Source organism: Roseofilum capinflatum BLCC-M114 (assembly GCF_030068505.1).
In the GTDB taxonomy this organism is placed as follows: Bacteria; Cyanobacteriota; Cyanobacteriia; order Cyanobacteriales; family Desertifilaceae; genus Roseofilum; species Roseofilum capinflatum.
Genome location: NZ_JAQOSO010000112.1, coordinates 86,771 through 108,882 on the forward strand (window position 1 = coordinate 86,771; position 22,112 = coordinate 108,882).

The following is a 22,112-nucleotide window of genomic DNA, read 5'->3' on the forward strand; positions in this document are numbered from 1 at the left end:
CAGCAAAAAAATCACAAGTTGACGATGGTATCATCACATCAAGATTTCATGAATTCTTAGATACTAATAGATAGACCTGCGTAATCCTAGGGGGGGAACGATGCTATGTACCTGTACGAACACGACGCGACCACCACAACCCATATTGGACGGATGAATTTCTCTGAAGGACTTAGCTCCTGCTCAACCCCCAATGTTCATAAAAGACTGGTAAAACGCACCCAGCAATTGGCCCAAGCTAACTTAGAGTTAGCGGATGAAGTCGCCAAGCGGAGACAAGTGGAAGAAAACTATCGCTCCATGTTTGAGAATGCCATGGAGGGCATGTTTCAAAGTACCCCAGAAGGGGAGTTAATCAGTGCGAATCCAGCTCTAGCTGAGATTTATGGTTATTCTAGTGTAGAAGCCCTGAAGTGTGAGGGAATTCAAGTAACAGCTTTTTATGTAGACAAAGACCGCCGCCAGGAGTTCGTTGAACAATTAACGAAGCAAGGACGGGTACGCGGTTTTGAATCGCAAATTCGCCGACTGGATGGCCAAGTGATTTGGATTTCGGAAACTGCCAGGGAAGTGCGGGATGCAGCCGGAGTCCTTCTCTATTATGAAGGCATGGTTCAGGATATCACCGATCGCAAACAGGCGGAATTAACGATCAAAGAGTCAGAATCATCTTATCGCCAACAGTCCGAAGCCCTGCAACAGGCTTTAGACCAGGTACAACTGGCCCAAAGTCAATTGGTGCAGCAGGAAAAAATGTCGGCCTTGGGTCAGTTGGTTGCAGGAGTCGCCCATGAGATTAATAATCCTGTCAGTTTCGTGTGTGGGAATTTGACCCACGCGATCGCCTATACTCAAGATTTATTAGAGTTAGTTGAACTCTACCAAACCCACTATCCGGAACCGGTGGCTGAAATTAAAGAGGCCGAAGAAGATCTAGATGTAGAGTTTTTAGTCGAAGATTTACCCCAAGTGCTGACTTCTATGGAAGTGGGAGCCAACCGCATTAAGCAACTGGTTCGCAGTTTGCGCCATTTTTCTCGTGCTGACGATCAAACCCTGCAACCGGTGGATCTCCATGAAGGTTTGGATAGCACCTTAATGATTTTACATAATCGCTTAAAAGCCAAGGGCAATCAACCAGAGATTGTCATCGATAAAAAGTATGGTGAAATTCCCCAGGTAGTGGGATATGGGGGACAACTCAATCAAGTTTTCATGAACTTGTTAAGTAATGCTATTGATGCGATTGAAGAAAAGCTCGAACAAGGCGGTTATGCTACGGAAAATCCCCAAATTGAGATTACCACTAGCTTATCCTCTGGCGATCGGGTGGAAGTTCGCATTGCTGATAATGGAACAGGTATGACTCCAGAGATTCAGGAGCAAGTGTTTAATACCTACTTTACCACCAAGCCTCTGGGCAAAGGCACAGGATTGGGACTATCCCTAAGTCAACAAATTATCAATGAACGCCATAGCGGACAGTTGAGATGTGACTCTCAACCGGGTGAAGGAACCACATTTATTATTGAGCTGGCAGTTCAATAACAGTTTGTTTAACCGATTACCCATTACCCGTTATATCGCTCTTGTGCCCAAGGTTCCCCGCGACGATGATAACCATTGCGCTCCCAAAACCCTAGCTCTTCATGATCGAGAAATTCTAACCCATGAATCCACTTGGTACTTTTCCAAGCATACAGATGGGGGACAACCAGGCGAACGGGGCCACCATGGTCTGCGGGTAAGGGTTCACCAAAGAGGGTGTGGGCAAAGAAGTTATCTTGGTTTAAGAAATCCTCCAGAGTCAGATTGGTGGTGTATCCTCCATAGGCATGTTGCATGACATGGGTAGCTGTTGGGTCAAGGTCGATCTGTTGCATGAAGTCAACCACTCGAATCCCACGCCACTTTACATCCAGCTTTGACCAGCGAGTAACACAGTGAAAGTCTTTCGTAAAGTCTTTTTGGGGCAAGGCCATCAAGTCAGAGAAGGTGAAGGTTACTTCTTTGACCAATCCCCATACCTTTAATTCCCAGGTCTTGGCAGTCACTTCCGGCGTTTCCCCATAGGTGAGAACTGGAAACCCCTTGCTCAAATATTGTCCAGGTGGAGTGCGATCGCTCACATCTGGATCGGGTTTGTGAAAAAATTTACCAATTGCCATACCACAAAGCGTTAAGAGTTGTCTTGTCTATCATCATAATTAAGAATGGGTGACCTAATGCCACCCATTCCCAGACCTTTCCCTGACGTTAATGGGCACTTTATTCTTCTTCTTCATCCTCATCAGAAGGATAAACAAAATTGGATCGTCCCGTAAGGATGGACTTACCCAGAGACATGGCTTTCTGGGCTTCGAGTGCTGCCTTGCGTTTCCAGACAGCGCGACGCTGATTGCGTTTGGTTTTAGAGGTTTTCTTCTTGGGAACAGCCATAGGATGTCAGAGACCCTCTTCAGAGGGTGATTTTTCCACAACCTTTCAATTATAAGGTAAAAATGAGCTTTGGCCAAGGCAAACAGGGCTAGAGAAATTGGCGTAAATCGAATTCTGAGGGTGACTCTTGGGGATGCCGTTGCTTGTGCAACATCAGGGGCAGATGATGGGTAATATCAACAATGCCGCGTAATTCATCTTCTAGGATTTGTAGCCCCCCGTTGGCATATTCTTCGACAATTTGAATTTGCCGAGCGATCGCCTCTGGGGAGGACAGGGAAAGTACGCTGACATCCTCTGTTTTGGCGATCGCCAACAGGCGAATGGTGCGATCGTATCCTCGCGATCGAAAAATCTCCCAGGCAATGGGAGCAGGCTCCTTGGCAATGGTGTCATTGAGGGGAATAGCTTGATTGCGCTGATAGCCCAGGGAAGCCGCAAACATCACCACATCCGCATAGGTTTCAAACGGCGCATTATCCTCATCAGACTCAACCAACCGCTTGACCAACTCCCCCTTATCTTTTGCTAATCGAATGCGGTATCCTGCCATCCTCCTCCCCTTGATTCAGAAAGTTATTGGGGACGAAGTTCGCCCCAAGGATGTCTTATGCTTTCTGAAACCCTAAACCATTTTCTTGAGCGTAGCGTTCCATAAAGCGCATAAACCGATCCCACTCCGCCTCTCCCTGCATCAGCAAGAAGGCTTCTACCGTGGTGGGTTTACCATCAATAAACTTAGCCGTCACTTCCCGACTGACCAATTCTCCTTCTTCATCAATCAGGTGCAACCCAGTCACTTCATCGGTATTGCCTTCCTTAAAAACAGTGGGATCGGAAAAAATAAAGGTTGCTGTACCACTACTTTTATCTTTAGAACGGGTCAGACGCACTTCTGGAACATCTTTTTCTGTGATTCCTTTGGTTAACTGAATTTCTGCCATATTTTTATGATTTAGTGTAATTCCAATGGATTGAAGGTATTTTACTATCATCTCAGTCCCAGGGAACTTGTGCAACTATAGGGCTGGGCGTTGGTGATGGATTAGGGTCGGATTAATTCAGCTTTGACTCGCGATCGCTTTAATTCTCGCACTAAACGCTCTGCTTGATGTAGATAGAGCCGCTTCGGTAAGATGTGGGGCAAGTGATTCATCAACTCACGAGCGCTACTTAAACGATATCCAGCAATCCGAGCAATCACATTAGCGCCATCAAAAGCCGAATCCATGCTCAAGGCAGAATTGATACGAACCTGAAACGTCGGGGAAGCGATCGTTCCTTGCTCAATCCGTTTTAAGCCTTCAATGGCAGACAATACCACAATGCGATCGCCCACTGTCAGCAGCAGATCGTCAGAAGGCATCAAGGTTGCCGTCTCTGTTGATGTTTGATGAAGAACCACCACCACCCCATACCCATAAGCCACTTCACTAATCAGTAATCCATGTAACGTATCAATCGGTTCAATTTGATATTCCGTGACTAAAATGGTTTGATGATAGCGAAACAGACTAATAATATTTTCACCAAAGGCGGCTCCTGCAAAGGCTTCTGCTGCCACTTCATAGGTTCCCAAAATTTGCACATTGGTGAGTAAATGACTTAAATATCGGCTTAAGCCTTGGCCATACGTGCCAATCACCAAATGAGTGTTCGGATTTAACCGCCGAGCCATAAGAGCAATTTCCAGATTCAACATTTCGTTATCTGTGGTAATAATCACACTTTTAGCGGTCATTACATTGGCTTGGGTTAGGCTTTCAGTTAAATTTCCGACAACTAGGGGAATATGGGGGAATAAACTTTGATCGAAATGGGGATTAAAGGGAATAGCGACGATCGCTTGTTCTAGATTCTCCAGGAAACTCGCCACTTGTTGACCGAGGTGATCGAGTCCCACTAAGATTAAATGATCCGTTTTAGGAATGGGAGGACGGCGACGCAATAATTCAAATTTAGAGGAAAGAATTGCTTCAGTGAGCAGAGCATACAGGACTCCCACAAATGCAGTACCCACCAATGTGAGGGTAAAGGCAAATAACTGTAAACCTGGAGGAATTTTAGCGACGGGTTCCAATTCGCCAAACAATTCTCCATAGTCTCCGAGTAAAAGAATTCCTGTGGCATAAAAGGCATAAAGCCAGGTTGTGTTGGGATAGTAAAATCTAAATAAAACTGTTCCTAGGATTAATAAAAAAGCGACAATAATACCATTGATTATCGCGACTTTTCGTACTCCACTGATCAAAAAAATAGTTTTAAATTTTTGCCCTTGCAACTGCCAAAAATTTAAGTTAAAGAGTTGTTTTTGCACCAAGTAACTGAATCTTGAGCCGATTGTTTGAGGCCTTTCTGCTTCAGACCCATGCCTCCTAAATTTGGGGTCGGGTCGATGATCGGTCAGTGAAAACTTTTCCACGACTTCTACATAAACCACTGTATCTCCTGGCTTGACAATTTTTTTGGGATTCCACTGATAAAAAACCGGCGCTAACCCCGGTCTAGGGAAATAAAACAACACCCGTCGCTTACTGGTATTGAGGTCTTGAAGCGATCGCGTGTTACACCATCGATGACCCTCTTCTAGTCGATGGGCAATCACTTGCAGATTTTGACCCTCTAGCTCAAAAAACCCCAAGGTTTGGGCCCCCAAACCCGCTAAACCAAAGGCACTGGCGATCATTTGCGTCGGTTCAGCCGCAAAAAAATTACCCAACTGTTCGCTCAACAGTTGATTCAAATTATGGGCCGCAGAACGCACGACAATTCTGACGCTGGGATTCAGTTGCCGTACTGCTAAAGCGGTTTGGGCGTTTACTTCTTCATCCCTGGTGACAATTAAAACTGTCCGACAGGTTTGAATTTGAGCTTGTTCGAGAATGTGCAGTTGCCGACAGTCTCCCACAATTAATGTATCTAATAATTCAGGAATTTTCGGTAATTCCCATTCAGCAGGAGGGATTTTTTCAATACCACTGACAACGACTCCAAAATTCTTCAGAGCAATCACACATTCTTGACCGAGACGACCTAAGCCACAGATCAAAAAGCGATCGCCATTTAACTCTGGAGCATTGGCTTCTGGGGGAGTCGGTGAAAGAGTTGACATAACCTGGTTTCTCGCTTAAGAACTGGGAAACAAGGAACAGGGGTTCACTGAAATATTGTTCAGAGTTCCCCCAGTGCGTGTTGCACTTGAAAGATGACGGTAGACCAATCTCCGGGTTGGGTTTGGCGAAATAAGCGGACAGTAGGATACCAAGGACTATCAACGCGCACGAGCATCCACCGCCAATCGCAGCTAAAATGTAGCAGTATCCACGTGGGTTTGCCTAATGTTGCGGATAAATGGGCGATCGCCGTATCCACAGTAATCACTAAATCCAGTTGCCGGATGATTTGCGCGGTGTCTAGCAAGTCCTCACAGTCTGAGGGGAACGGCTGGATGGGGGTTTGCTCTAGTTGTAGCCGATCTCCCTCTGAGAGGTCTTTCTGAAGACTATAAAATTGTACATTTTCGCAATTGAACAGAGGTGTTAAGTCAGAAAACGAACAAGTTCGTAAATAATTATTGGGATGTTCCCTGTTACCTTGCCATGCTAACCCTACTTTCAGTTGACCTGGCGTTTCTGGGAGGATCGAATTTTGAGAAAGATCCGGTAAAGTAAACGGAAGCGGGGCTGGAATGGTTTGTAATGAAGTTTTGCTCAGGTGAGGCAAACTCATTAAGGAGGCATGTTCATCAAAAGTAGGTAAGGTCTCTTCCCTGGTAACAATTTGCTCAACATGGGGCAAGGTGGCAAAGAGACGCTTTAGAGGTGGACGACATTCGAGGATAATTTTGGCTCCCTGTTCCTTCACCCAGGGGAGATAGCGGATCATTTGTATCATGTCCCCTAAGCCTTGTTCGCTATAGAGCATCAGGGTTTTACCGGCTAGGGGTTCGCCATTCCAAGAGGGTTGGGTGAGGTTGCCTGCGGTGAATTCTTCGGTTTTCCAGCGCCATTCATATTCACTAAACCCTTGTTCGAGAAAACCGAGACTCAGCAGCGCAAAAGCAAGTCCCGTATGTGCTTTGGGTTCTTCGGCGTTGAGTTTGAGGCATTTTTGATAGGCAAGGATGGCTTCGGCGATCTGTCCTTGTTGGATGAGGGCATGGCCGAGAGTACAATAGGCTTCGGTAGAGTTGGGGTTAGCTTGGAGAGCGCGATGGTAATAAGCGATCGCCTCCTGACGACGGTTTAGGTTAATTCCGGTAACTTGTTCCTGCTCTTGTAGGGTATTGCCCAAATTAAGTAGCGCTTGGGCAAAGTTAGGATTGAGATTCAAGGCTTGCTGGTAGTAGGCAATGGCGCGATCGAAGTCTTGTTCAGCTTTATAGAGATTACCGAGATTATAGAAGCTTTCCACCTGATTGGAGTCAATGGCGATCGCCTGTTCATAAGCGCGTTTCGCTTCTTCCACCTGATTCTGTTGATGGTAGAGTAACCCCAGATTGCTATACGCCCCAGCATGACTCGGTTGTAACTCCAAAAGAGTTTGATAACAGGCGATCGCCTCTTCTGTCTGTTGGCTGGCACTTAAGGCATTACCTAAGTTAAACCGCGCTTCAATAAAGTTCGGTTTCAGGGCGATCGCCCTTTGGTAACAGGCGATCGCTTCTTCTAACTTTCCCTGTACCCGTGCCACCATCCCCAATAAACACAGCACATTGGTATTCTCTGGTTCCTGGCGCAAAATTTGCTCATATACCCGTTCTGCTTGGGTATATTCTCCCTGTTGGTGATAGCCAAAACCCTGTTTTAATAATTCTTCCGTCGTCATTTTAATTAACAATTAAGAAGGAAATGTTCAGGCGATCGCCGCTCTGGTGAAACTTCTGGAGCAGACTGAGGATAAAAATACCCGCTAGAAACCCATCTTCTTGGCACGTTACCGAAACCGTTAATCTTCCGGTAACTGATACTGATCCACAATTTTCTTCGCAAACTCTGGCACGTGCTGCTCTAGTTTTTCCGGATAGTTACGCTTCGTATACAGATAGTTGCGGGTAAAGTGGGAATCAATGGAAAAGCGGGCGTATTCTAACCCTTTGGGGCCGATTTTTTCGATCACTACCCCCATTAATTTGGCTGCCCACATGGGAAGAGTAACCCCTTGATCGTAGGCTGGAATACTCTGTTGTACGGCTTGACGGCGATCGCCTTTCGACATCACCGGCTGAGTTTCCAGTTGCTCCATGGCCAAATCCAGCATTTCCTTACCCGTATCATTGCGAACCACAATCCATTGCCACCCGAAGGGCGCACCCATATAGCCGACGACCAAATCAGCCAGGGAGTTCACATAGTCAAAGCAAGTCATACACGACGGTGCAAACACATCCTTCAGTTGATTCGTCTTCAGTCCGAAAAAGGGCACGGTTTCCGTCGAGCCATCCTCATGTTTGAAATGTACCCGGAAATCCTGCATAAACTCATAATGAACTACAGTTTCCGGCGATCGGCTGGTGGTTTCCAAGAACTTTTGCAACCCCGCGCGAGTCACATTATCCACACAAGGCGTTCCCAACACATAGAGCTTCTCTAACCCCAATTCCTTCTCAACCGCTCGCAGGGCTTGAATTTGACAGCCTACCCCGATCGCCAACAAGCGCTTCATCCCCGATTGTTCCACCTGCTCCAAAATCGACAAATTCGGGGAAAGGGTCGGCTTATTCACCCGTGCCGCCAGAATTTCCTCTGGAGTGCGGGCAATTACCGGCATAGGTTGAAATCGATCCTCCGGGGTGTTTTGCACGCACACCACCCCTTCTACCTTGCCCTGAGTCAACATTTCAATGGCGATCGTACTCACAATTCCTGTCCATTGCGCCCCCTCGATGGGTTCTACCTTCCGCGCAGCCATCATTTCCTGATGAACGCCAAAATAGAGTTCATTTTCATTCTCCAGATCCCGCGCTCTGCCATGACTTTCCGTTTCCAGTCCAGGAATCTGTTGATTAATAAACGCGCAGGCTTCCTTAACGTAGTGAATATAGTAAGTATCGCACAGCCCACATTCACTACAGAGTTCTTTCGCCGGAGGCACACTACCGGGTTTCAGGGCTTTGGCTTTATGGTGCTTAGGAGCAGTAGAAGTCATGAGGGCAATACAGAATCACAAGAGGACAACTTCTTATTACCATACCGCGTTAAGGAGTCATGAGTAATCCCCAACTCTTATTCCCCATTACCAGCCCGTAACGCTCCAATTTTAGATTGGAAAAACTCCTCTAAGGACTGACGAGCTAACTTTAACTCCAGCAGTTCAGCATCCATTAAGCGCAAACTGGCGATAAAATCATAGGGATTCCCTTGGACTTCACCCACCCAACAGCCGCGATCGAACGAGAGATGGGGAATCCAGCGCTTAATCACCTCTAGAGTGCCTCCTTTCCCTCGCGCTTGGTAAGATTGCACTTGTCCTAATAATTCATCTAAAGAACCACAACAAATTAACTCCCCTTGGGATAGAATCGCGATGCGATCGCACACTTGTTCGACATCCGAGAGGATATGGGAATTAAAGAACAGGGTTTTTCCGGCCTGCTTCAGAGATAATATAATCTCGCGGATCTGATAGCGCCCAATGGGATCTAAGCCGGACATAGGTTCATCAAGAAAGACCACTTCTGGATCGTTAATTAAGGCTTGGGCAAAGCCAATGCGCTGTTTCATCCCCTTGGAATATTGGCGCAGTTGTTTGGTTTTGGCCGTTTTGACATCTAATCCCACCTGCTCTAAGAGTTCGGGGATACGGGTACGAGAAACGGTGGCAGGAATTTGGAATAAACCGGCGGTAAAGAGCAAAAATTCCCAACCGGTGAGATAATCGTAATAATAGGCATTTTCCGGCAAATAGCCAATCCGTTGCTTAATGTGGCGATCGCCCAAGGGACGACCCAACAAAACCCCCCGTCCAGAAGTCGGGCGCACAATTCCCAGTAAGGTCTTCAGCAGTGTGGTTTTCCCTGCCCCATTGGGCCCAAGTAAGCCAAAGGTTTCTCCAGGATACACCTTCACAGAGCAAGATTTGAGCGATTCTATCTTCTGGTTTAACCAAAACCCCGTCCGGTAAACCTTACTCAAATCCCAAGTTTCAATTACACAAGCAGTGTCTTCGGTCATAGATCACTTCACTAGGCACAATCGAGGTTTTTTGTCAGTATAGCAAGTTGCTGGGTGTGTATTGACACCCACCGGTAGGGGCAAAGGGCCCTTCGCCCCTACATACAACGTTTGCTTGACTCCTCCCCGGTCTAAAGACACGGGGATTCCTAATCATCACTAATCAGGGTTTCTGTTTCATCGCACCAGCCTTCCGAGATTTACTCTCTTCAGGTCTTACAGTCGCTCCACAGACTGAAACCGCCAGCCCAGCGGCCAAAATATTCTTTGCTGCATTAACATCACGATCATGGTTGCACCCACAGTCAGGACACACCCAATCACGAATATTAAGCGGCATTTTGTCAACGATGTGCCCACAGTTAGAACAACGTTTAGATGATGGGAACCAACGGTCAATCTTGACCAGTTCCCGCCCATACCATTCCGCTTTGTATTCCAACTGTCGAACTATCTCACCCCAACTTGCATCACTAATAGAAAGGGCAAGCTTGTGGTTTTTGATCATGTTCTTCACAGCCAAGTCCTCTACAACGATCATTTGGTTTTCACAAATCAATTGAGTCGTCAGCTTGTGAAGATGGTCTTGTCTAGCATCGGCAATTTCAGCATGGATACGAGCAACCTTAAGCCGTGCCTTATATCGGTTGTTCGAGCCTTTCTGTTTCCGTGCCAGTGCTTTGTGAGCTTTGCGAAGTTTCCGACGCTTATCCCGAAACGTTTTAGGGTTGGTTATCTTAGTGCCGTCACTCAGGGTCAACAAACTGGAAATACCCAAGTCAATCCCTAGCTTGCCGGTAGCTGGTGGCAATGGCGCAATGCTGATATCAACCAACAAGGATACATACCAGCAACCAGAAGGTGTAAGTCTTACGGTGATAGTGCTAGGCACTGCTTCTTTAGGGAGTTGTCTAGACCACCGAATCGGTAATGGATCAGCGCACTTCGCCAAATATACATTGCCATCACGATACTTGAAGGCAGACTTGGTGAACTCTGCACTTGCGCCGTTCGACTTTTTCTTGAAATTGGGATACTTAGCCCGGCCTGCAAAGAAGTTTGTATATGCCTTCTGCAAATGCCTTAAGCCTTGCTGTAATGGGACACAACTAACTTCATTCAGAAAGTCTAATTCATCCAGTTTCTTCCACTCAGTTAGCATTGCCGACGTTTCCTTATATCCGATACGCTCTTGCCGCTCATACCATGCTTCAGTCCTTGCCGCTAATGCACGGTTATAGATCAAGCGAGTACAGCCAAGCGTCTTCCTCAACAGGGTTTCCTGTTCAGGAGTTGGATAAAAACGAAACTTAAATGCTTTTTGAGTCATGCTCACATTATATCATTTATTGTGTGAGACTGCGGCTAAAGCCGCTTGCCTCGCTTTTCCTCCCCGCTCTAAAGAGACGGGGTTTCCAAGCTCAGTGGAGGCTCTCATGATTAATTCAATCACCTGGGTATGAGTTGAAGGGGAGATAAGCGGTTATATCATAAACCATTCAGTAAGACTAATATCCCCTAGGGACACTTTAACCGAAAAGCGATCGCCAATTTCAGCACTAAAATCGAGTTGCATAGATTTTGTACTTCTAGAAGAAGCTTGCATCACCACTTCATCTTCGTCATCTAAAATCGACAATTGCAGGTCTGGGGGTAAATGGGACTGGTTCCCTAGGGGATAGACTTGTACAAAAATATCAAATTCGTCATTCACCATCGGATGAATACCTATAAATAATCCGATTGGCTCACCATTGGGGTCTAATTGTAACTTTTTGCCCCGTTCACAGTGGTTAGGTGCAGAAGCGGTAACACTAGGATGTCTAAAACTGAAAGCCAATTGGGGTTGGGAGGTTGACCAAAATTCCCTCCAAGTTTGCCAACCCGAAGCCAGCTGATCCTCTAAATTATCCAACCATTGAGTCAGCATGACTGGATGCAAATGTTCCAAGAGAGTATCGAGGGAGTGAAAGTCAGTTAAGGGGACTTCTGAGTGATAGACATGGGGCAAATATCCCACCAGATTGGCTTCCGTGAGGTCTGAGTTGAGTTGAACGGCAATATAGGCTAGGCGATCGCCCCAAGTTTCTGGCGGAATAACGCACCTAGATTCTCCCGGTAAAACCGGCCGACACTCCACTCGACCTTTGCCCTCAATCCATAGATCAGCACTATTAGAAAGAGATTGCAAAATAGGGTTATGACTGTCAGAGGCTTCCCCATCCGGAGCGAGATCGAACCATTCTAAGTAGGTTTTCACTGCCTGAATCGCTAATGTATTCAGATAAACTTGTTTCGCTTTACCCGGATCGACTTGATTTTGGGCGCATCGGGCTGCCTGCTCGTGAACCTTCAGGGTTAAGGGCATGGTGATTGTAGGATTAGTTTTCATCATCGTTCGAGTTGGAAATAGGTTGGGTCAAAATATAGGTTTGGATCTGGGCAGAAAATTTAGCTAAACATCGGTGATAGAACCGATTAATTGTAACTAGGCGAATGCCCAATTGATCGGCGGTTTCCTGCCAGGAATAACCTTCAATCATTCTCAGGGCAAGAAACTGAAAATTAGCAGCCGGTTTGCCTACAATATGGGTTCGCTGAAAGAGTCCGTCCGGATCGGCGCGAATCCAACCAATCACCTGTTCTGAAATTAAGGGCATTCGTTCTGGATAGATTTGTTCTAAGGTGACGGGCTTTTCGGGCTGATTAAACTGTTTTTCTAAATCATCGAGGCTGAGTCGTTGTACGCCCCTGGGAATGCTTTGTAACACCCACCGAGACGCTTCAATGAAAAACCGTTTTTCTAGGAGATAGTTGGCCCATTGCAACACTTCGCCTTTGTCCGGATCGTAGTCATCAATTCGGTGGCAAAGATGGTAAAACAGTTGCTGTTTGGCTTCTGCATAAATCTCTGCATAGTGGTTTTTGAATTGATTACGCCTCGGTCTGGCGAGTTGATCGGAGTCGATCAGAGTCCGGATCAGTTTGTCCAAAAGCTGCTTCCGGTGCAAACTTTTGGGAGGGTGTTGCTTGGCGGCGATCGCCAAGGGTTTCAACGTTTGGTCTAACTCTGTTAAGTCTGGTAACTCTGCCATGCCTTCCGTACTAATGAGAGAACCTCTAAGGGCAAGGTGCTGCATGACACCTCTATAGGGTTCTCAGTTTTTTAGGGGGCTTTTTATGCAGAATTTACAAAAATTTACATAAAAACCGATAAATGTAAATTTTTATGACAAAATCCGGGGGTTTTGCATAAAAACCTAGGGATTTTTCTGAGAGATCTAATGAAGGCTTCATGAAGTCTTGGCGATTTTAGCGTTCCCTAGGAGATTCATCCCATGATTTTAATTCGCGATATTGTCCAGCAAACCCTGATGAGTGGATATCTCTCACGTACCCACGAAGAGCAACTTCGGTATCTTCTCCAATGTACGCGCTACGGACTAGAAGATATTCAAGCCTTTCACCAGCTCCAGCAGGGGGTTTTAAACGGGAAGGTGGAACAAGAGTCTCGCAGTGCCTCTAGGGTTGCTGGTTAAACTCTTGTTTTGTCCCAGTGAAGCGATCGTAGAGAGCGCGATGGCGCGATAGTCCATATTCGTCGTTGCGCGTTTCATATTGCTTGACCCAATCAACGAGAACTTCAAGCATCGCCTGTTGGTCTTCGGGGGCAGCAAATTTTTCCGGTTCCCAAGGGCGTTGGTAACAGTTACGGACACAGGTTTCGATACCTGGATTGAGAAAACGCAGTTCGGTGCAGTAGGGTAAGGCGGCTTCGACTAAATCAGCGTAGCAGCCTTCAATTACCCATTGTTCATGTTCTTGAATAAACGAGAGCAATAGGGCAATACTTTCATCCAGGGGTTTTCTTTCGGGCCCTGGGTTCCAGGCAATTTCATCTAGGGATAAGCGAGTAATGGCCCGATCGCCAATTAAGCGACGAGCCATGGTGGTTTTGCCTGCACCCGCGTTACCCAGCAGAATCATTCTCATTCTTCGACTTGCCAGAGTTGTTTGGTAAATTCTGGGTCTAGGATACGATGGGGGCGCATGATTAAAACCAGTTGAGCCAAAAGGGGATGATCGGGTTCAGTTTCTGACCATTGCAGTTCCAGTTGACCCCCGATGTTGACCAAAAAATAGCGATCGCTATGCCATTCTCGTTCCTGGCGATCGACTAAAATTAAAACCGTTTCTGAATTCTGCGATAGGGATTGGGGCAATTGTTCGCTGTTGGCTAACAGAGCTACCGGATCGCCCATTCCCCGAATCACCGGCCATCCAGGAACTGCCACAAAGGCCGAATTTCCCTCGCTACGAACCACGCCAAAGGGTTCAAGGGGTTCGATAAAGGGTACAGCTTTCCAATCATCGAAACTGAGGGGAAATTGACCGACCACCGGAATCACGCGGGGAGATTCATCCACCGATTCCAGGCGATATACCGGCAATCTGGGGGCGCTTTTTTGAGGAACGACGGTAAAATCCGTCAGCAGATGTTCCAGATGTTGGCGAGCTGTCGCACTGTGAGCATACCGCAATCCTTTAGCAATCAGCCGCGATCGCTCTTGAATATCTTTGTGTTGCCGCGCACTTTTCCAGCATTGATGGGCCATGATATCTCCCGGATGCTGAGAAAAGCCTTCGCTGGGGGAACTGTTGCCAGAGAAGTCTTTGATCGCTCTGGCCAGTTCGTGGGCCTGATCGGCATCCAGGTTCTGCTCTAAGCTAAACTCGGCTGCTGCCACCCGTTGGGGTTGGCTGAGGATGCGAAACTCATAGAGAAGATCTGAGCCTTTTTGGTTATAGTGCGATCGCACATTTTCGTTAATCTCCCCCTTGACTAAACTGGTGTAAACTTGAGCCGCCACCATCACCTGATTTTGTTGTACCGGTTCAAATCCCGTTTCTTCAAAAATGCGATCGGGTTGATATCCCGCCTTTTGCAATTGGCTACAAGCGTGTCCCCAGTCAACCCATGTACCTTGTTTGCGCCGCAGTTGCAGCAACAAGGCCTCTGCATCAATGGGTTCGGCATTAGGGGCTGAATAGGGGGAATAACTCATGGCCGTAACTCTTCACTCGATAGTCCTTTGATTACTTTATCGCTTTCTGGGGGGCGATCGGCCTAGGAGGATATCAATTTTCAGTCTAGCTCTTGACAAACGATTCGGAATCAAGGCATACTGTTAAATGCACTTCGGGGCTATAGCTCAGTTGGTAGAGCACCTCAATGGCATTGAGGGGGTCACCGGTTCGAGTCCGGTTAGCTCCATTCCCCGATGGGCAATGGTTCCCCCGCTTGATTTGATTGGGTTCCCCGAATCTATCTTATTTTGCTATTTGTTCCAATTTCGTGCCAGTTTCAGGGGATTTTTAGGCGTTATCCCAATGGACGTAACGGGACTCGAACCTGTGACCTCCACGATGTCAACGTGGCGCTCTAACCAACTGAGCTATACGTCCGCAACTCAGGTAATATAGCACAATTTAGCTCATAGATCAAGAATCTCAACATTTTTACCCCCTGAGCAATAGAAACCAGATCGAGGTGTCCAACTGGCAAAAGATAAGATAAGGTACGTCAAGAGTAGAAGCAAGGAAACTCGACCATGGAATCAAAAATTGATTGTGCCAAAGCCTGTGTTAATGGATGTGTATTAGGTGATCAATGTCCTCACCGAGAATACGCTCAACAAGCCTCCAATTTTATTAAAGACACTTCTCTCGATCGAATGCTGGATATTGCAGATGAGGCCCTGCGGAAAAAAAGAATGGCCCCTCCTCAATGGGTTATCCCTGATGCTAATGAAGAATGATTAGGGGCCTTGCCTATTCCCAGGACGGCCCGAATGTGAGACGCTATTGATAGCCTTTCCATCCGTATTGAGTGTTTATGCAAACTCTACCCAATCCTATCCAAACTCAATCAACCTCGTCACCGGCGATCGCCACGAGCATCGAGAGACGGAAAACCCGACCCGTTCCCGTGGGAAATATTACCATTGGTGGCGGACATCCTGTGGTCGTCCAATCGATGATTAACGAAGATACCCTGGATATTGAAGGGTCAGTGGCAGCCATTCGCAGATTGCATGAAATCGGTTGTGAAATTGTGCGGGTCACAGTTCCGAGTCTGGCCCATGCTAAAGCCCTCAGTGAAATTAAGCAAAAACTCAAAGATACTTATCAGCCGGTTCCCCTGGTGGCTGATGTTCACCACAATGGCATGAAAATTGCCCTGGAAGTGGCCAAGCATGTGGATAAAGTGCGGATTAACCCAGGGTTATATGTATTTGAAAAACCCAAAGCCGATCGCACAGAATATACAGAGGCAGAATTTGCCGAAATCGGGGATAAAATTCGCCAAACCTTAGAACCCCTCGTAATTTCTCTACGAGACCAGGGAAAAGCCATGCGTATTGGGGTCAATCATGGGTCATTGGCAGAGCGGATGCTATTTACCTATGGGGATACCCCAGAGGGCATGGTAGAATCGGCTCTGGAATTTATCCAGATTTGTGAATCTCTGGACTTTTACAATATTGTCATTTCCCTAAAAGCTTCACGAGTTCCAGTCATGCTGGCGGCCTATCGCCTGATGGTTAAGCGCATGGATGAGCTGGGAATGAGCTATCCTTTGCACCTGGGAGTCACAGAAGCAGGAGATGGGGAGTATGGGCGGATTAAATCTACCGCAGGTATTGCCACCCTTCTAGCCGATGGTATTGGGGATACAATTCGAGTTTCCTTAACAGAATCTCCAGAAAAAGAAATTCCGGTTTGTTATAGCATTCTTCAAGCTCTGGGACTGCGTAAAACCATGGTTGAATATGTGGCCTGTCCCTCCTGTGGACGCACCCTGTTTAACCTAGAAGAAGTGCTGCATAAAGTGCGAGAAGCGACCAACCATTTAACGGGTTTGGATATTGCAGTCATGGGCTGTATCGTGAATGGGCCCGGAGAAATGGCAGATGCAGACTATGGCTATGTGGGTAGACAGCCGGGGTATATTTCTCTGTATCGCGGGAAAGAAGAAATTAAAAAGGTTCCAGAAGACCAAGGAGTGGAAGAATTAATTAATTTAATTAAGGCGGATGGCCGTTGGGTCGATCCGTAACTTGATCATAAGGGAGGGGAAGGTCGAATTGAATTCTCCGGAATTGGCTCAAGAGCGATCGCATAAGGGAACCATAAAGGAGCGATCGCGAAGCGATGCGGAGCATTATCGCTTCTCTATAGCTCGGTGTAGAGTAGCATGTGTTAGATTGGGCTAAACTCCCCCTAAAGTAATATCCCCGGTTCAGTAAGCTTATGACCAAAACCACACGCGGACTTGTTTTAGGTGCAACGGCAGTTATGCTGACCGCTGTAACCGTTGCTGGTGCAGGAATCCATTTAAGAGGCCAAGCATTTTTCCAGGATGGCCCAAAAGAATTAGTGGATGAAGTCTGGCAAATTATCAACAATCGATATGTTGATGGCACATTTAACCAGGTTGATTGGCAAGAGGTGCGTCAGGAATACCTGAGTCGCCAATATACCTCGGATCAAGAAGCCTATGCAGCCATCAGAGAAATGTTGAAGCAACTCAACGACCCCTACACCCGGTTTATGGACCCAGAAGAGTTCAACAATATGCAAATTGATACTTCTGGGGAACTGACCGGGGTAGGTATTCAGATTTCCATGGATGAGGAAACGGATCGATTGGTAGTGGTTGCTCCCATTGAAGATTCTCCCGCGTTTGAAGCGGGAATTCAGGCCAGGGATTTTATCGTCAAAATTGATGGCGAAGATACCGCAGGCATGGATGTTAATGATGCGGTAAAACTGATCCGGGGGCCGGTGGATTCTGAAGTGGTGTTAACCATTTTGCGCGGTCAAGAGGAAATTGATTTTCCGATTAAGCGCCAACGCATTGAAATCCATCCCGTGCGCTATAGCTATCGTCAGGAAGGGCCTGGGAATAATATAGGCTATATTCGACTGACCCAGTTTAGCGCTCCGGCGGCTGAGGAGATGCGCGACGCAATTGAGGATTTAGAATCTGAGGGCGTATCGGGTTATATTTTAGATTTACGCTCAAATCCTGGAGGATTGCTCTATTCGAGTGTGGCGATCGCCCGCATGTGGCTACCGGGCCGGGAGGCGATCGTTTCTACGGTTAACCGACAGGGAGAAACGGAACGGCAACGGGCGAATAATCGACCGTTAACAGATCTCCCCTTAGTCGTTTTAGTCGATGGCGGATCGGCCAGTGCCAGTGAAATCCTTTCTGGAGCTTTACAGGATAATGAACGAGCGGTAATTGTGGGAACAAAAACCTTTGGTAAAGGATTAGTTCAGTCGGTGCAACCTCTAGCCCATGGATCGGGGTTAGCAGTGACGATTGCTAAATATCTCACCCCCAATGGTCGCGATATTAATAAGTTGGGCATTGAACCCGATATCCTTGTAGAACTCACGGAAGAACAAAAAGAATACTTGGTTAAACATCGGGATCAAATTGGGACGAAGACCGATCCCCAATATGCCGAAGCCCTGAAGATTCTTACTCAAGAAATCGCCAAACAGTAACGTCTAGCTCGGATCTCTAGGGCTTATAAAGAACATGCCGAAAAATACCCATGATATGAAGTCCGATTAAACCACTATGATGACCCCTCATCGTAGGGTGGGCAGGGGAAAGCCACAATATCATTCAAAGTATACACGCAGACCCTGCCCACCTGAGTCCTTTTTGAGAGTCAGACCTGTAAACTGACTCTCCTCTCCCCAGCCTGTTAGACTCACTTACTCTCTGAACAAAACAGTCATGCTTGATGACCTGCTCGATCCGAAACAAGCGAGAAAAACCCTTAAAAAAGGCTTCTCAACTGTTCAAAAATTAGCCACCAACAGTTTGACCGATAAAGAAATTGCTGACTTGATCTATAAAGCAAAAAAAAATGGATTAAGCGATTCAGAAGTTGCCAGCTTACTCGAACAAGGTACAAAAGGATATAAAATTATCCAAGAAAACTTTATTAGCAAGAAGAAGAAAAAAAAGAAAAAAGATTATTTCTAGAACCAATTATCGTTGAATAATATTAAAAAAGCAAAAAAAAGGTTAGCTGATTTTTTTCAGCTAACCCTCATTTTAGTTCATGAATCTCTTAATCTCGGCCAAAAATAGCAATCAGGAGACGCAAGATAAACACAAACAAGTTAATGTAGGTGAGGTACATCGACAAAGCAGCCGATAGGTATTGCTCATCCTGATAGGTACGGGGCAGAATAAAGAAATCGACTACAGCAACGCCACAGAAGAGGAAAACCCCAAAACCAGAAATGGCAATTTCTAACCAGTTGGGAGTATAAACGCCAAACAGAGCAAAGATAAATTGGGCTAAGATAACCACGACAAAGGCAACTAAGGCCATTTGAATCGTTTGCGTTAAGGCCAAACCATCTTGCTCAGATAGATTTGATCCAATTTGACGGGCGAGAACAAAAGCGACTCCACAACCGAGAGCGGCAAAGGCAATGCCTTGGATACCGACTCCTTCAGTCCCTAGGGCAACGTAAACTAAGCCACTGAGGGTATAACCGGAGAGGAGGCTATAGGTTGCCAGTAAGGGCAAAGCCGTGCTGTTATTCGCTTTTTCAGCGACTCCTCTAGCAATGAAGAAAAGCACTAACTCAGCAATCATGGCCACAATAAAGGTGGGCATGAAGATACCAGGGTTCGTGTTGATTACAGTTAAACCGCCATAGGTTCCTAGGGCAGTTAAAACCAGGCCTCCACCGACATAGGGAAGGGCATTAGGAATTACATTGGGGCCGACAATCAGTTGCCCCTTTGCTTCGCGAATGTCATTGAGAAAGTTAGAACTGTTACTCATGGGTATTCAGGTTAAACGTCTATCACAAAGCCTTATCTTATATTGTGGCGCAAAGCTCTGTAGAGTTTCAGCAAATTGCCCAAGTTTCTTTTTTAAGGTTCCAAAAGGCAAGGGCGAAAAGGTTATGATAACTAGGTTTGAGGATTTAAGGTAAAGTTCTAACGGCGTTGGGGGTTGCGATCGCAGCACGAAGTGGTTTAAGTCTGAAAGGGGCGATCGCCGGTGCTATGATTCTGATGGGTGTATTTTGGGTGAATCAGAGCCAAACCAAGGTAAACTGAAGAATCTCGATCGCCTGAAATTTGCGTCCTGAACGTCTGGTTATATGTCTACATTCCTCTTAGAAGTTGGTACAGAAGAACTCCCTGCGGATTTTATCGCCAGTGCTATCGACCAGTGGCGATCGCTCATTCCCCAAAGTTTAGCAGACGAACTGCTGACTCCCAGAAGTATCGAGGTCTATGGGACTCCCCGTCGTCTCTGTGTCCTGATTGAGGGATTACCTCTACAACAACCTGACCGAGAAGCAGAGATCAAAGGCCCCCCCGCAAAAGTTGCATTTAAGGACGGGAAACCGACAAAGGCCGCAGAAGGATTTGCCAGAAACCAAGGGGTGAATGTAGAAGACTTGGAGATTCGACCGACGGAAAAGGGTGATTTTGTCTTTATTCGCCAACATATTCCTGGCTCCGTTGTTCCCAAATTGTTGACCCAATGGGTTCCTCGATGGATTTCTGGGTTAGAGGGAAGACGGTTTATGCGTTGGGGAGATGGTCAGATTCGCTTTCCTCGTCCCATTCGCTGGTTAGTGGCACTGTTCGATCGGCAGGTATTGCCGATTGTACTGGAAAATGGCTCAACTCCAATTTTTGGCGATCGCCTCTCCTACGGTCATCGCGTCCTCCATCCTCAACCGGTGAGTCTTGAGCAAGCATCGGACTATCTAGCAGCCATGGAGTCGATTTTTATTCAGGTTGACCCCAAAAAGCGCGAAGAAATCATTAAAACTCAAGTGGCTGCTTGTGCGGAAAAAGTGGGCGGATATGCCCGTATTTCACCGGATTTACTAGCAGAAGTGACTAACCTAGTGGAATATCCGACGGCAGTGGTGGGCAAATTTGATGATGACTTTCTGCAAATCCCCACCGAAGTGACCACCATGGAAATGGAGTCCCATCAACGCTATTTTCCCGTGTTTCAATCGGAAACATCAGCAGAACTCTTACCCTATTTTATTACCGTTTCTAACGGTGACCCCGCCAAATCTGACCTCATTGCCCAGGGAAATGAACGGGTGATTCGCGCTAGACTCGCTGATGGTCAGTTTTTCTATCAAGCGGATTTAGCTCAACCCCTGGAACGTTATGTCGAGAAGCTGGAAACGGTGACATTTCAGGAAAAATTAGGCTCCGTTCGCGATAAGGTGGAGCGCATTCGCACTTGTGTGCGGGTGTTGGCCGAGCAACTCCAGTTAAGCAGTGAAGATAGGGAATTATGCGATCGCACGGCCCTATTATGTAAAGCAGATTTAGTTACCCAAATGGTGTACGAGTTCCCAGAGTTGCAGGGAGTGATGGGAGAAAAGTATGCTCGTGCCAGTGGAGAACCGGAAGCCGTTGCTACGGGCATTGTAGAGCATTATCTCCCCAAAGGCGCTGGGGATAGTTTACCGCAAACTCTAGTGGGTCAAGTCGTGGGAATGGGCGATCGCCTGGACACTTTAATTAGTATCTTTAGTTTAGGCATGATTCCCAGTGGCTCCTCCGATCCCTTCGCCCTCAGACGCGCGGCTAATGCCATCATTAGCATTACCTGGGAGGGCTATTTACCCCTGGATCTGCATCAACTCCTAACCGATAGTGTAGCCTCCTGCTGGCCCAATAGCGACCTTCCCAACTTAGTCCCCACCCTAGAAGACTTCTTCCTGCAACGCATCCGCACCCAACTCCAGGAAGATAAAAGCATTGATTACGATCTCGTCAATGCCGTTTTAGGGGAAGATGACCCAGAATACGCCAGTCGTGGATTAGCCGATCTGCTAGACTTGCTCAAACGCGCCCTATTTTTGCAAGAAATCCGCACATCCGGCAAATTAGACGACATTTACGCCACCGTCAACCGTTCCACTCGGTTAGCCGCTAAAGGAAGTTTGGATAAAGAACAACTCGATCCCGTAGGAGTCGTCAAACCCGACTTATTCGAGCAAGCCTCAGAACAAGCCTTTTACGATGCCATGGTAAAAATTGTGCCCCAAACCCAACGCTGTCAAGAAACCCGCAACTATCAAGATTTGGTCAATGCTTTAGCCGAAATTGCGCCTACGGTGAGTCGCTTTTTCGATGGCGAAGATAGCGTCCTGGTGATGGCGGAAGATTCAAAGATACAAACTAACCGGTTAAATTTACTGAGCATTCTGCGGAATCATGCGCGGGTATTGGCGGATTTTGGGGCGATCGTCAATTAAAAAACCCAGGTTATTGTAGATACTGTCTTGGATGTCAAGGGGCGGGTTACAGCGCTTTGCGCTGTATCGGTGGACAGTAGGAAAAGATCCCCCCTTGCCCCCCTTAAAAAGCAGGGGGTTTTCATTTTCACAAATTATACCACAACAAAA

At 46.8% G+C, this 22,112-nt stretch carries 21 protein-coding genes and 2 tRNA genes; 8 read left to right on the forward strand and 15 right to left on the reverse strand.

What is annotated here, in order from left to right:
• Window positions 1-105 precede the first annotated feature (105 nt).
• Window positions 106-1,548 carry a PAS domain-containing sensor histidine kinase gene (locus tag PMG25_RS21860; protein WP_283769020.1) on the forward strand — a complete coding sequence of 481 codons (1,443 nt, stop codon included), beginning with the start codon at window positions 106-108 and terminating at the stop codon, window positions 1,546-1,548.
• Window positions 1,549-1,571: 23 nt separating this feature from the next.
• Here PMG25_RS21860 and PMG25_RS21865 read toward each other — a convergent pair whose 3' ends face one another.
• From PMG25_RS21865 to PMG25_RS21915, 11 genes are all read right to left on the reverse strand, one after another.
• Entirely contained in the window at window positions 1,572-2,168 is a 597-nt protein-coding gene (locus PMG25_RS21865; RefSeq protein ID WP_283769021.1) for a sulfite oxidase-like oxidoreductase, read from the reverse strand.
• Window positions 2,169-2,268: 100 nt separating this feature from the next.
• Window positions 2,269-2,439 carry a 50S ribosomal protein L32 gene (rpmF, locus tag PMG25_RS21870; protein ID WP_271940070.1) on the reverse strand — a complete coding sequence of 57 codons (171 nt, stop codon included), beginning with the start codon at window positions 2,437-2,439 and terminating at the stop codon, window positions 2,269-2,271.
• 88 nt (window positions 2,440-2,527) lie between these two features.
• Window positions 2,528-2,992, reverse strand: a complete 465-nt coding sequence (locus tag PMG25_RS21875) for a DNA phosphorothioation-associated protein 4 (protein ID WP_283769022.1) — start codon at window positions 2,990-2,992, stop codon at window positions 2,528-2,530.
• 55 nt (window positions 2,993-3,047) lie between these two features.
• On the reverse strand, window positions 3,048-3,383 hold the full coding sequence (psb28, locus tag PMG25_RS21880; protein ID WP_283769023.1) for a photosystem II reaction center protein Psb28: 336 nt from the start codon (window positions 3,381-3,383) through the stop codon (window positions 3,048-3,050).
• Between the two features lie 101 nt (window positions 3,384-3,484).
• Window positions 3,485-5,551 (reverse strand): potassium channel family protein, encoded by a 2,067-nt coding sequence (locus PMG25_RS21885; protein ID WP_283769024.1) that lies wholly within the window; start codon window positions 5,549-5,551, stop codon window positions 3,485-3,487.
• A 59-nt stretch (window positions 5,552-5,610) separates the two neighbouring features.
• On the reverse strand, window positions 5,611-7,266 hold the full coding sequence (locus tag PMG25_RS21890; RefSeq protein ID WP_283769025.1) for a tetratricopeptide repeat protein: 1,656 nt from the start codon (window positions 7,264-7,266) through the stop codon (window positions 5,611-5,613).
• Window positions 7,267-7,386: 120 nt separating this feature from the next.
• Window positions 7,387-8,586, reverse strand: coding sequence for a Coenzyme F420 hydrogenase/dehydrogenase, beta subunit C-terminal domain (locus PMG25_RS21895; RefSeq protein WP_283769026.1), 1,200 nt, complete (start codon window positions 8,584-8,586; stop codon window positions 7,387-7,389).
• 77 nt (window positions 8,587-8,663) lie between these two features.
• Window positions 8,664-9,611 (reverse strand): ABC transporter ATP-binding protein, encoded by a 948-nt coding sequence (locus tag PMG25_RS21900; protein WP_283769027.1) that lies wholly within the window; start codon window positions 9,609-9,611, stop codon window positions 8,664-8,666.
• Window positions 9,612-9,774: 163 nt separating this feature from the next.
• Complete coding sequence (locus PMG25_RS21905) at window positions 9,775-10,941, reverse strand: RNA-guided endonuclease InsQ/TnpB family protein (protein ID WP_283767998.1); 1,167 nt, start codon at window positions 10,939-10,941, stop codon at window positions 9,775-9,777.
• Between the two features lie 153 nt (window positions 10,942-11,094).
• A complete protein-coding gene (locus PMG25_RS21910; protein ID WP_283769028.1) occupies window positions 11,095-12,003 on the reverse strand; it encodes a DUF1822 family protein in 909 nt (302 codons plus the stop codon).
• On the reverse strand, window positions 11,993-12,751 hold the full coding sequence (locus PMG25_RS21915) for an RNA polymerase sigma factor (RefSeq protein WP_283769029.1): 759 nt from the start codon (window positions 12,749-12,751) through the stop codon (window positions 11,993-11,995). The genes PMG25_RS21910 and PMG25_RS21915 overlap by 11 nt, the downstream gene beginning before the upstream one ends.
• A 198-nt stretch (window positions 12,752-12,949) precedes the next feature.
• On the opposite strand from PMG25_RS21915, the gene PMG25_RS21920 reads away from it, so the two are divergent.
• Entirely contained in the window at window positions 12,950-13,150 is a 201-nt protein-coding gene (locus PMG25_RS21920; RefSeq protein ID WP_283769030.1) for a hypothetical protein, read from the forward strand.
• Here PMG25_RS21920 and PMG25_RS21925 read toward each other — a convergent pair.
• The gene (locus PMG25_RS21925; RefSeq protein WP_283769031.1) at window positions 13,134-13,604 is read right to left on the reverse strand and encodes a P-loop NTPase family protein; all 471 of its coding nucleotides are present in this window, start codon (window positions 13,602-13,604) and stop codon (window positions 13,134-13,136) included. The genes PMG25_RS21920 and PMG25_RS21925 overlap by 17 nt on opposite strands.
• Window positions 13,601-14,677, reverse strand: coding sequence for a RuBisCO accumulation factor 1 (locus PMG25_RS21930; RefSeq protein WP_283769032.1), 1,077 nt, complete (start codon window positions 14,675-14,677; stop codon window positions 13,601-13,603). Before PMG25_RS21930 ends, PMG25_RS21925 begins: the two co-directional genes overlap by 4 nt.
• A gap of 136 nt (window positions 14,678-14,813) precedes the next feature.
• On the opposite strand from PMG25_RS21930, the gene PMG25_RS21935 reads away from it, so the two are divergent.
• Window positions 14,814-14,886, forward strand: a tRNA-Ala gene (locus PMG25_RS21935).
• 117 nt (window positions 14,887-15,003) lie between these two features.
• On the opposite strand, the gene PMG25_RS21940 is transcribed toward PMG25_RS21935, so the two are convergent.
• A tRNA-Val gene (locus PMG25_RS21940) sits at window positions 15,004-15,077 on the reverse strand.
• 146 nt (window positions 15,078-15,223) lie between these two features.
• Between PMG25_RS21940 and PMG25_RS21945 the strand changes: the two genes are divergently transcribed.
• The 4 genes from PMG25_RS21945 (at window position 15,224) to PMG25_RS21960 (ending at window position 18,681) form a co-directional block, all read left to right on the forward strand.
• The gene (locus tag PMG25_RS21945) at window positions 15,224-15,430 is read left to right on the forward strand and encodes a hypothetical protein (protein ID WP_283769033.1); all 207 of its coding nucleotides are present in this window, start codon (window positions 15,224-15,226) and stop codon (window positions 15,428-15,430) included.
• Between the two features lie 77 nt (window positions 15,431-15,507).
• A complete protein-coding gene (gene ispG, locus PMG25_RS21950) occupies window positions 15,508-16,731 on the forward strand; it encodes a (E)-4-hydroxy-3-methylbut-2-enyl-diphosphate synthase (RefSeq protein WP_283769034.1) in 1,224 nt (407 codons plus the stop codon).
• Window positions 16,732-16,925: 194 nt separating this feature from the next.
• Window positions 16,926-18,191 (forward strand): carboxyl-terminal processing protease CtpC, encoded by a 1,266-nt coding sequence (gene ctpC, locus PMG25_RS21955; RefSeq protein WP_283769035.1) that lies wholly within the window; start codon window positions 16,926-16,928, stop codon window positions 18,189-18,191.
• 238 nt (window positions 18,192-18,429) lie between these two features.
• A complete protein-coding gene (locus tag PMG25_RS21960) occupies window positions 18,430-18,681 on the forward strand; it encodes a hypothetical protein (RefSeq protein WP_283769036.1) in 252 nt (83 codons plus the stop codon).
• Window positions 18,682-18,769: 88 nt separating this feature from the next.
• Here the strand turns inward: PMG25_RS21960 and PMG25_RS21965 are convergent, their stop codons facing one another.
• Window positions 18,770-19,498 carry a Bax inhibitor-1/YccA family protein gene (locus PMG25_RS21965; protein WP_283769037.1) on the reverse strand — a complete coding sequence of 243 codons (729 nt, stop codon included), beginning with the start codon at window positions 19,496-19,498 and terminating at the stop codon, window positions 18,770-18,772.
• A gap of 325 nt (window positions 19,499-19,823) precedes the next feature.
• Between PMG25_RS21965 and glyS the strand changes: the two genes are divergently transcribed.
• On the forward strand, window positions 19,824-21,962 hold the full coding sequence (gene glyS / locus PMG25_RS21970) for a glycine--tRNA ligase subunit beta (RefSeq protein WP_283769038.1): 2,139 nt from the start codon (window positions 19,824-19,826) through the stop codon (window positions 21,960-21,962).
• Window positions 21,963-22,112 lie beyond the last annotated feature (150 nt).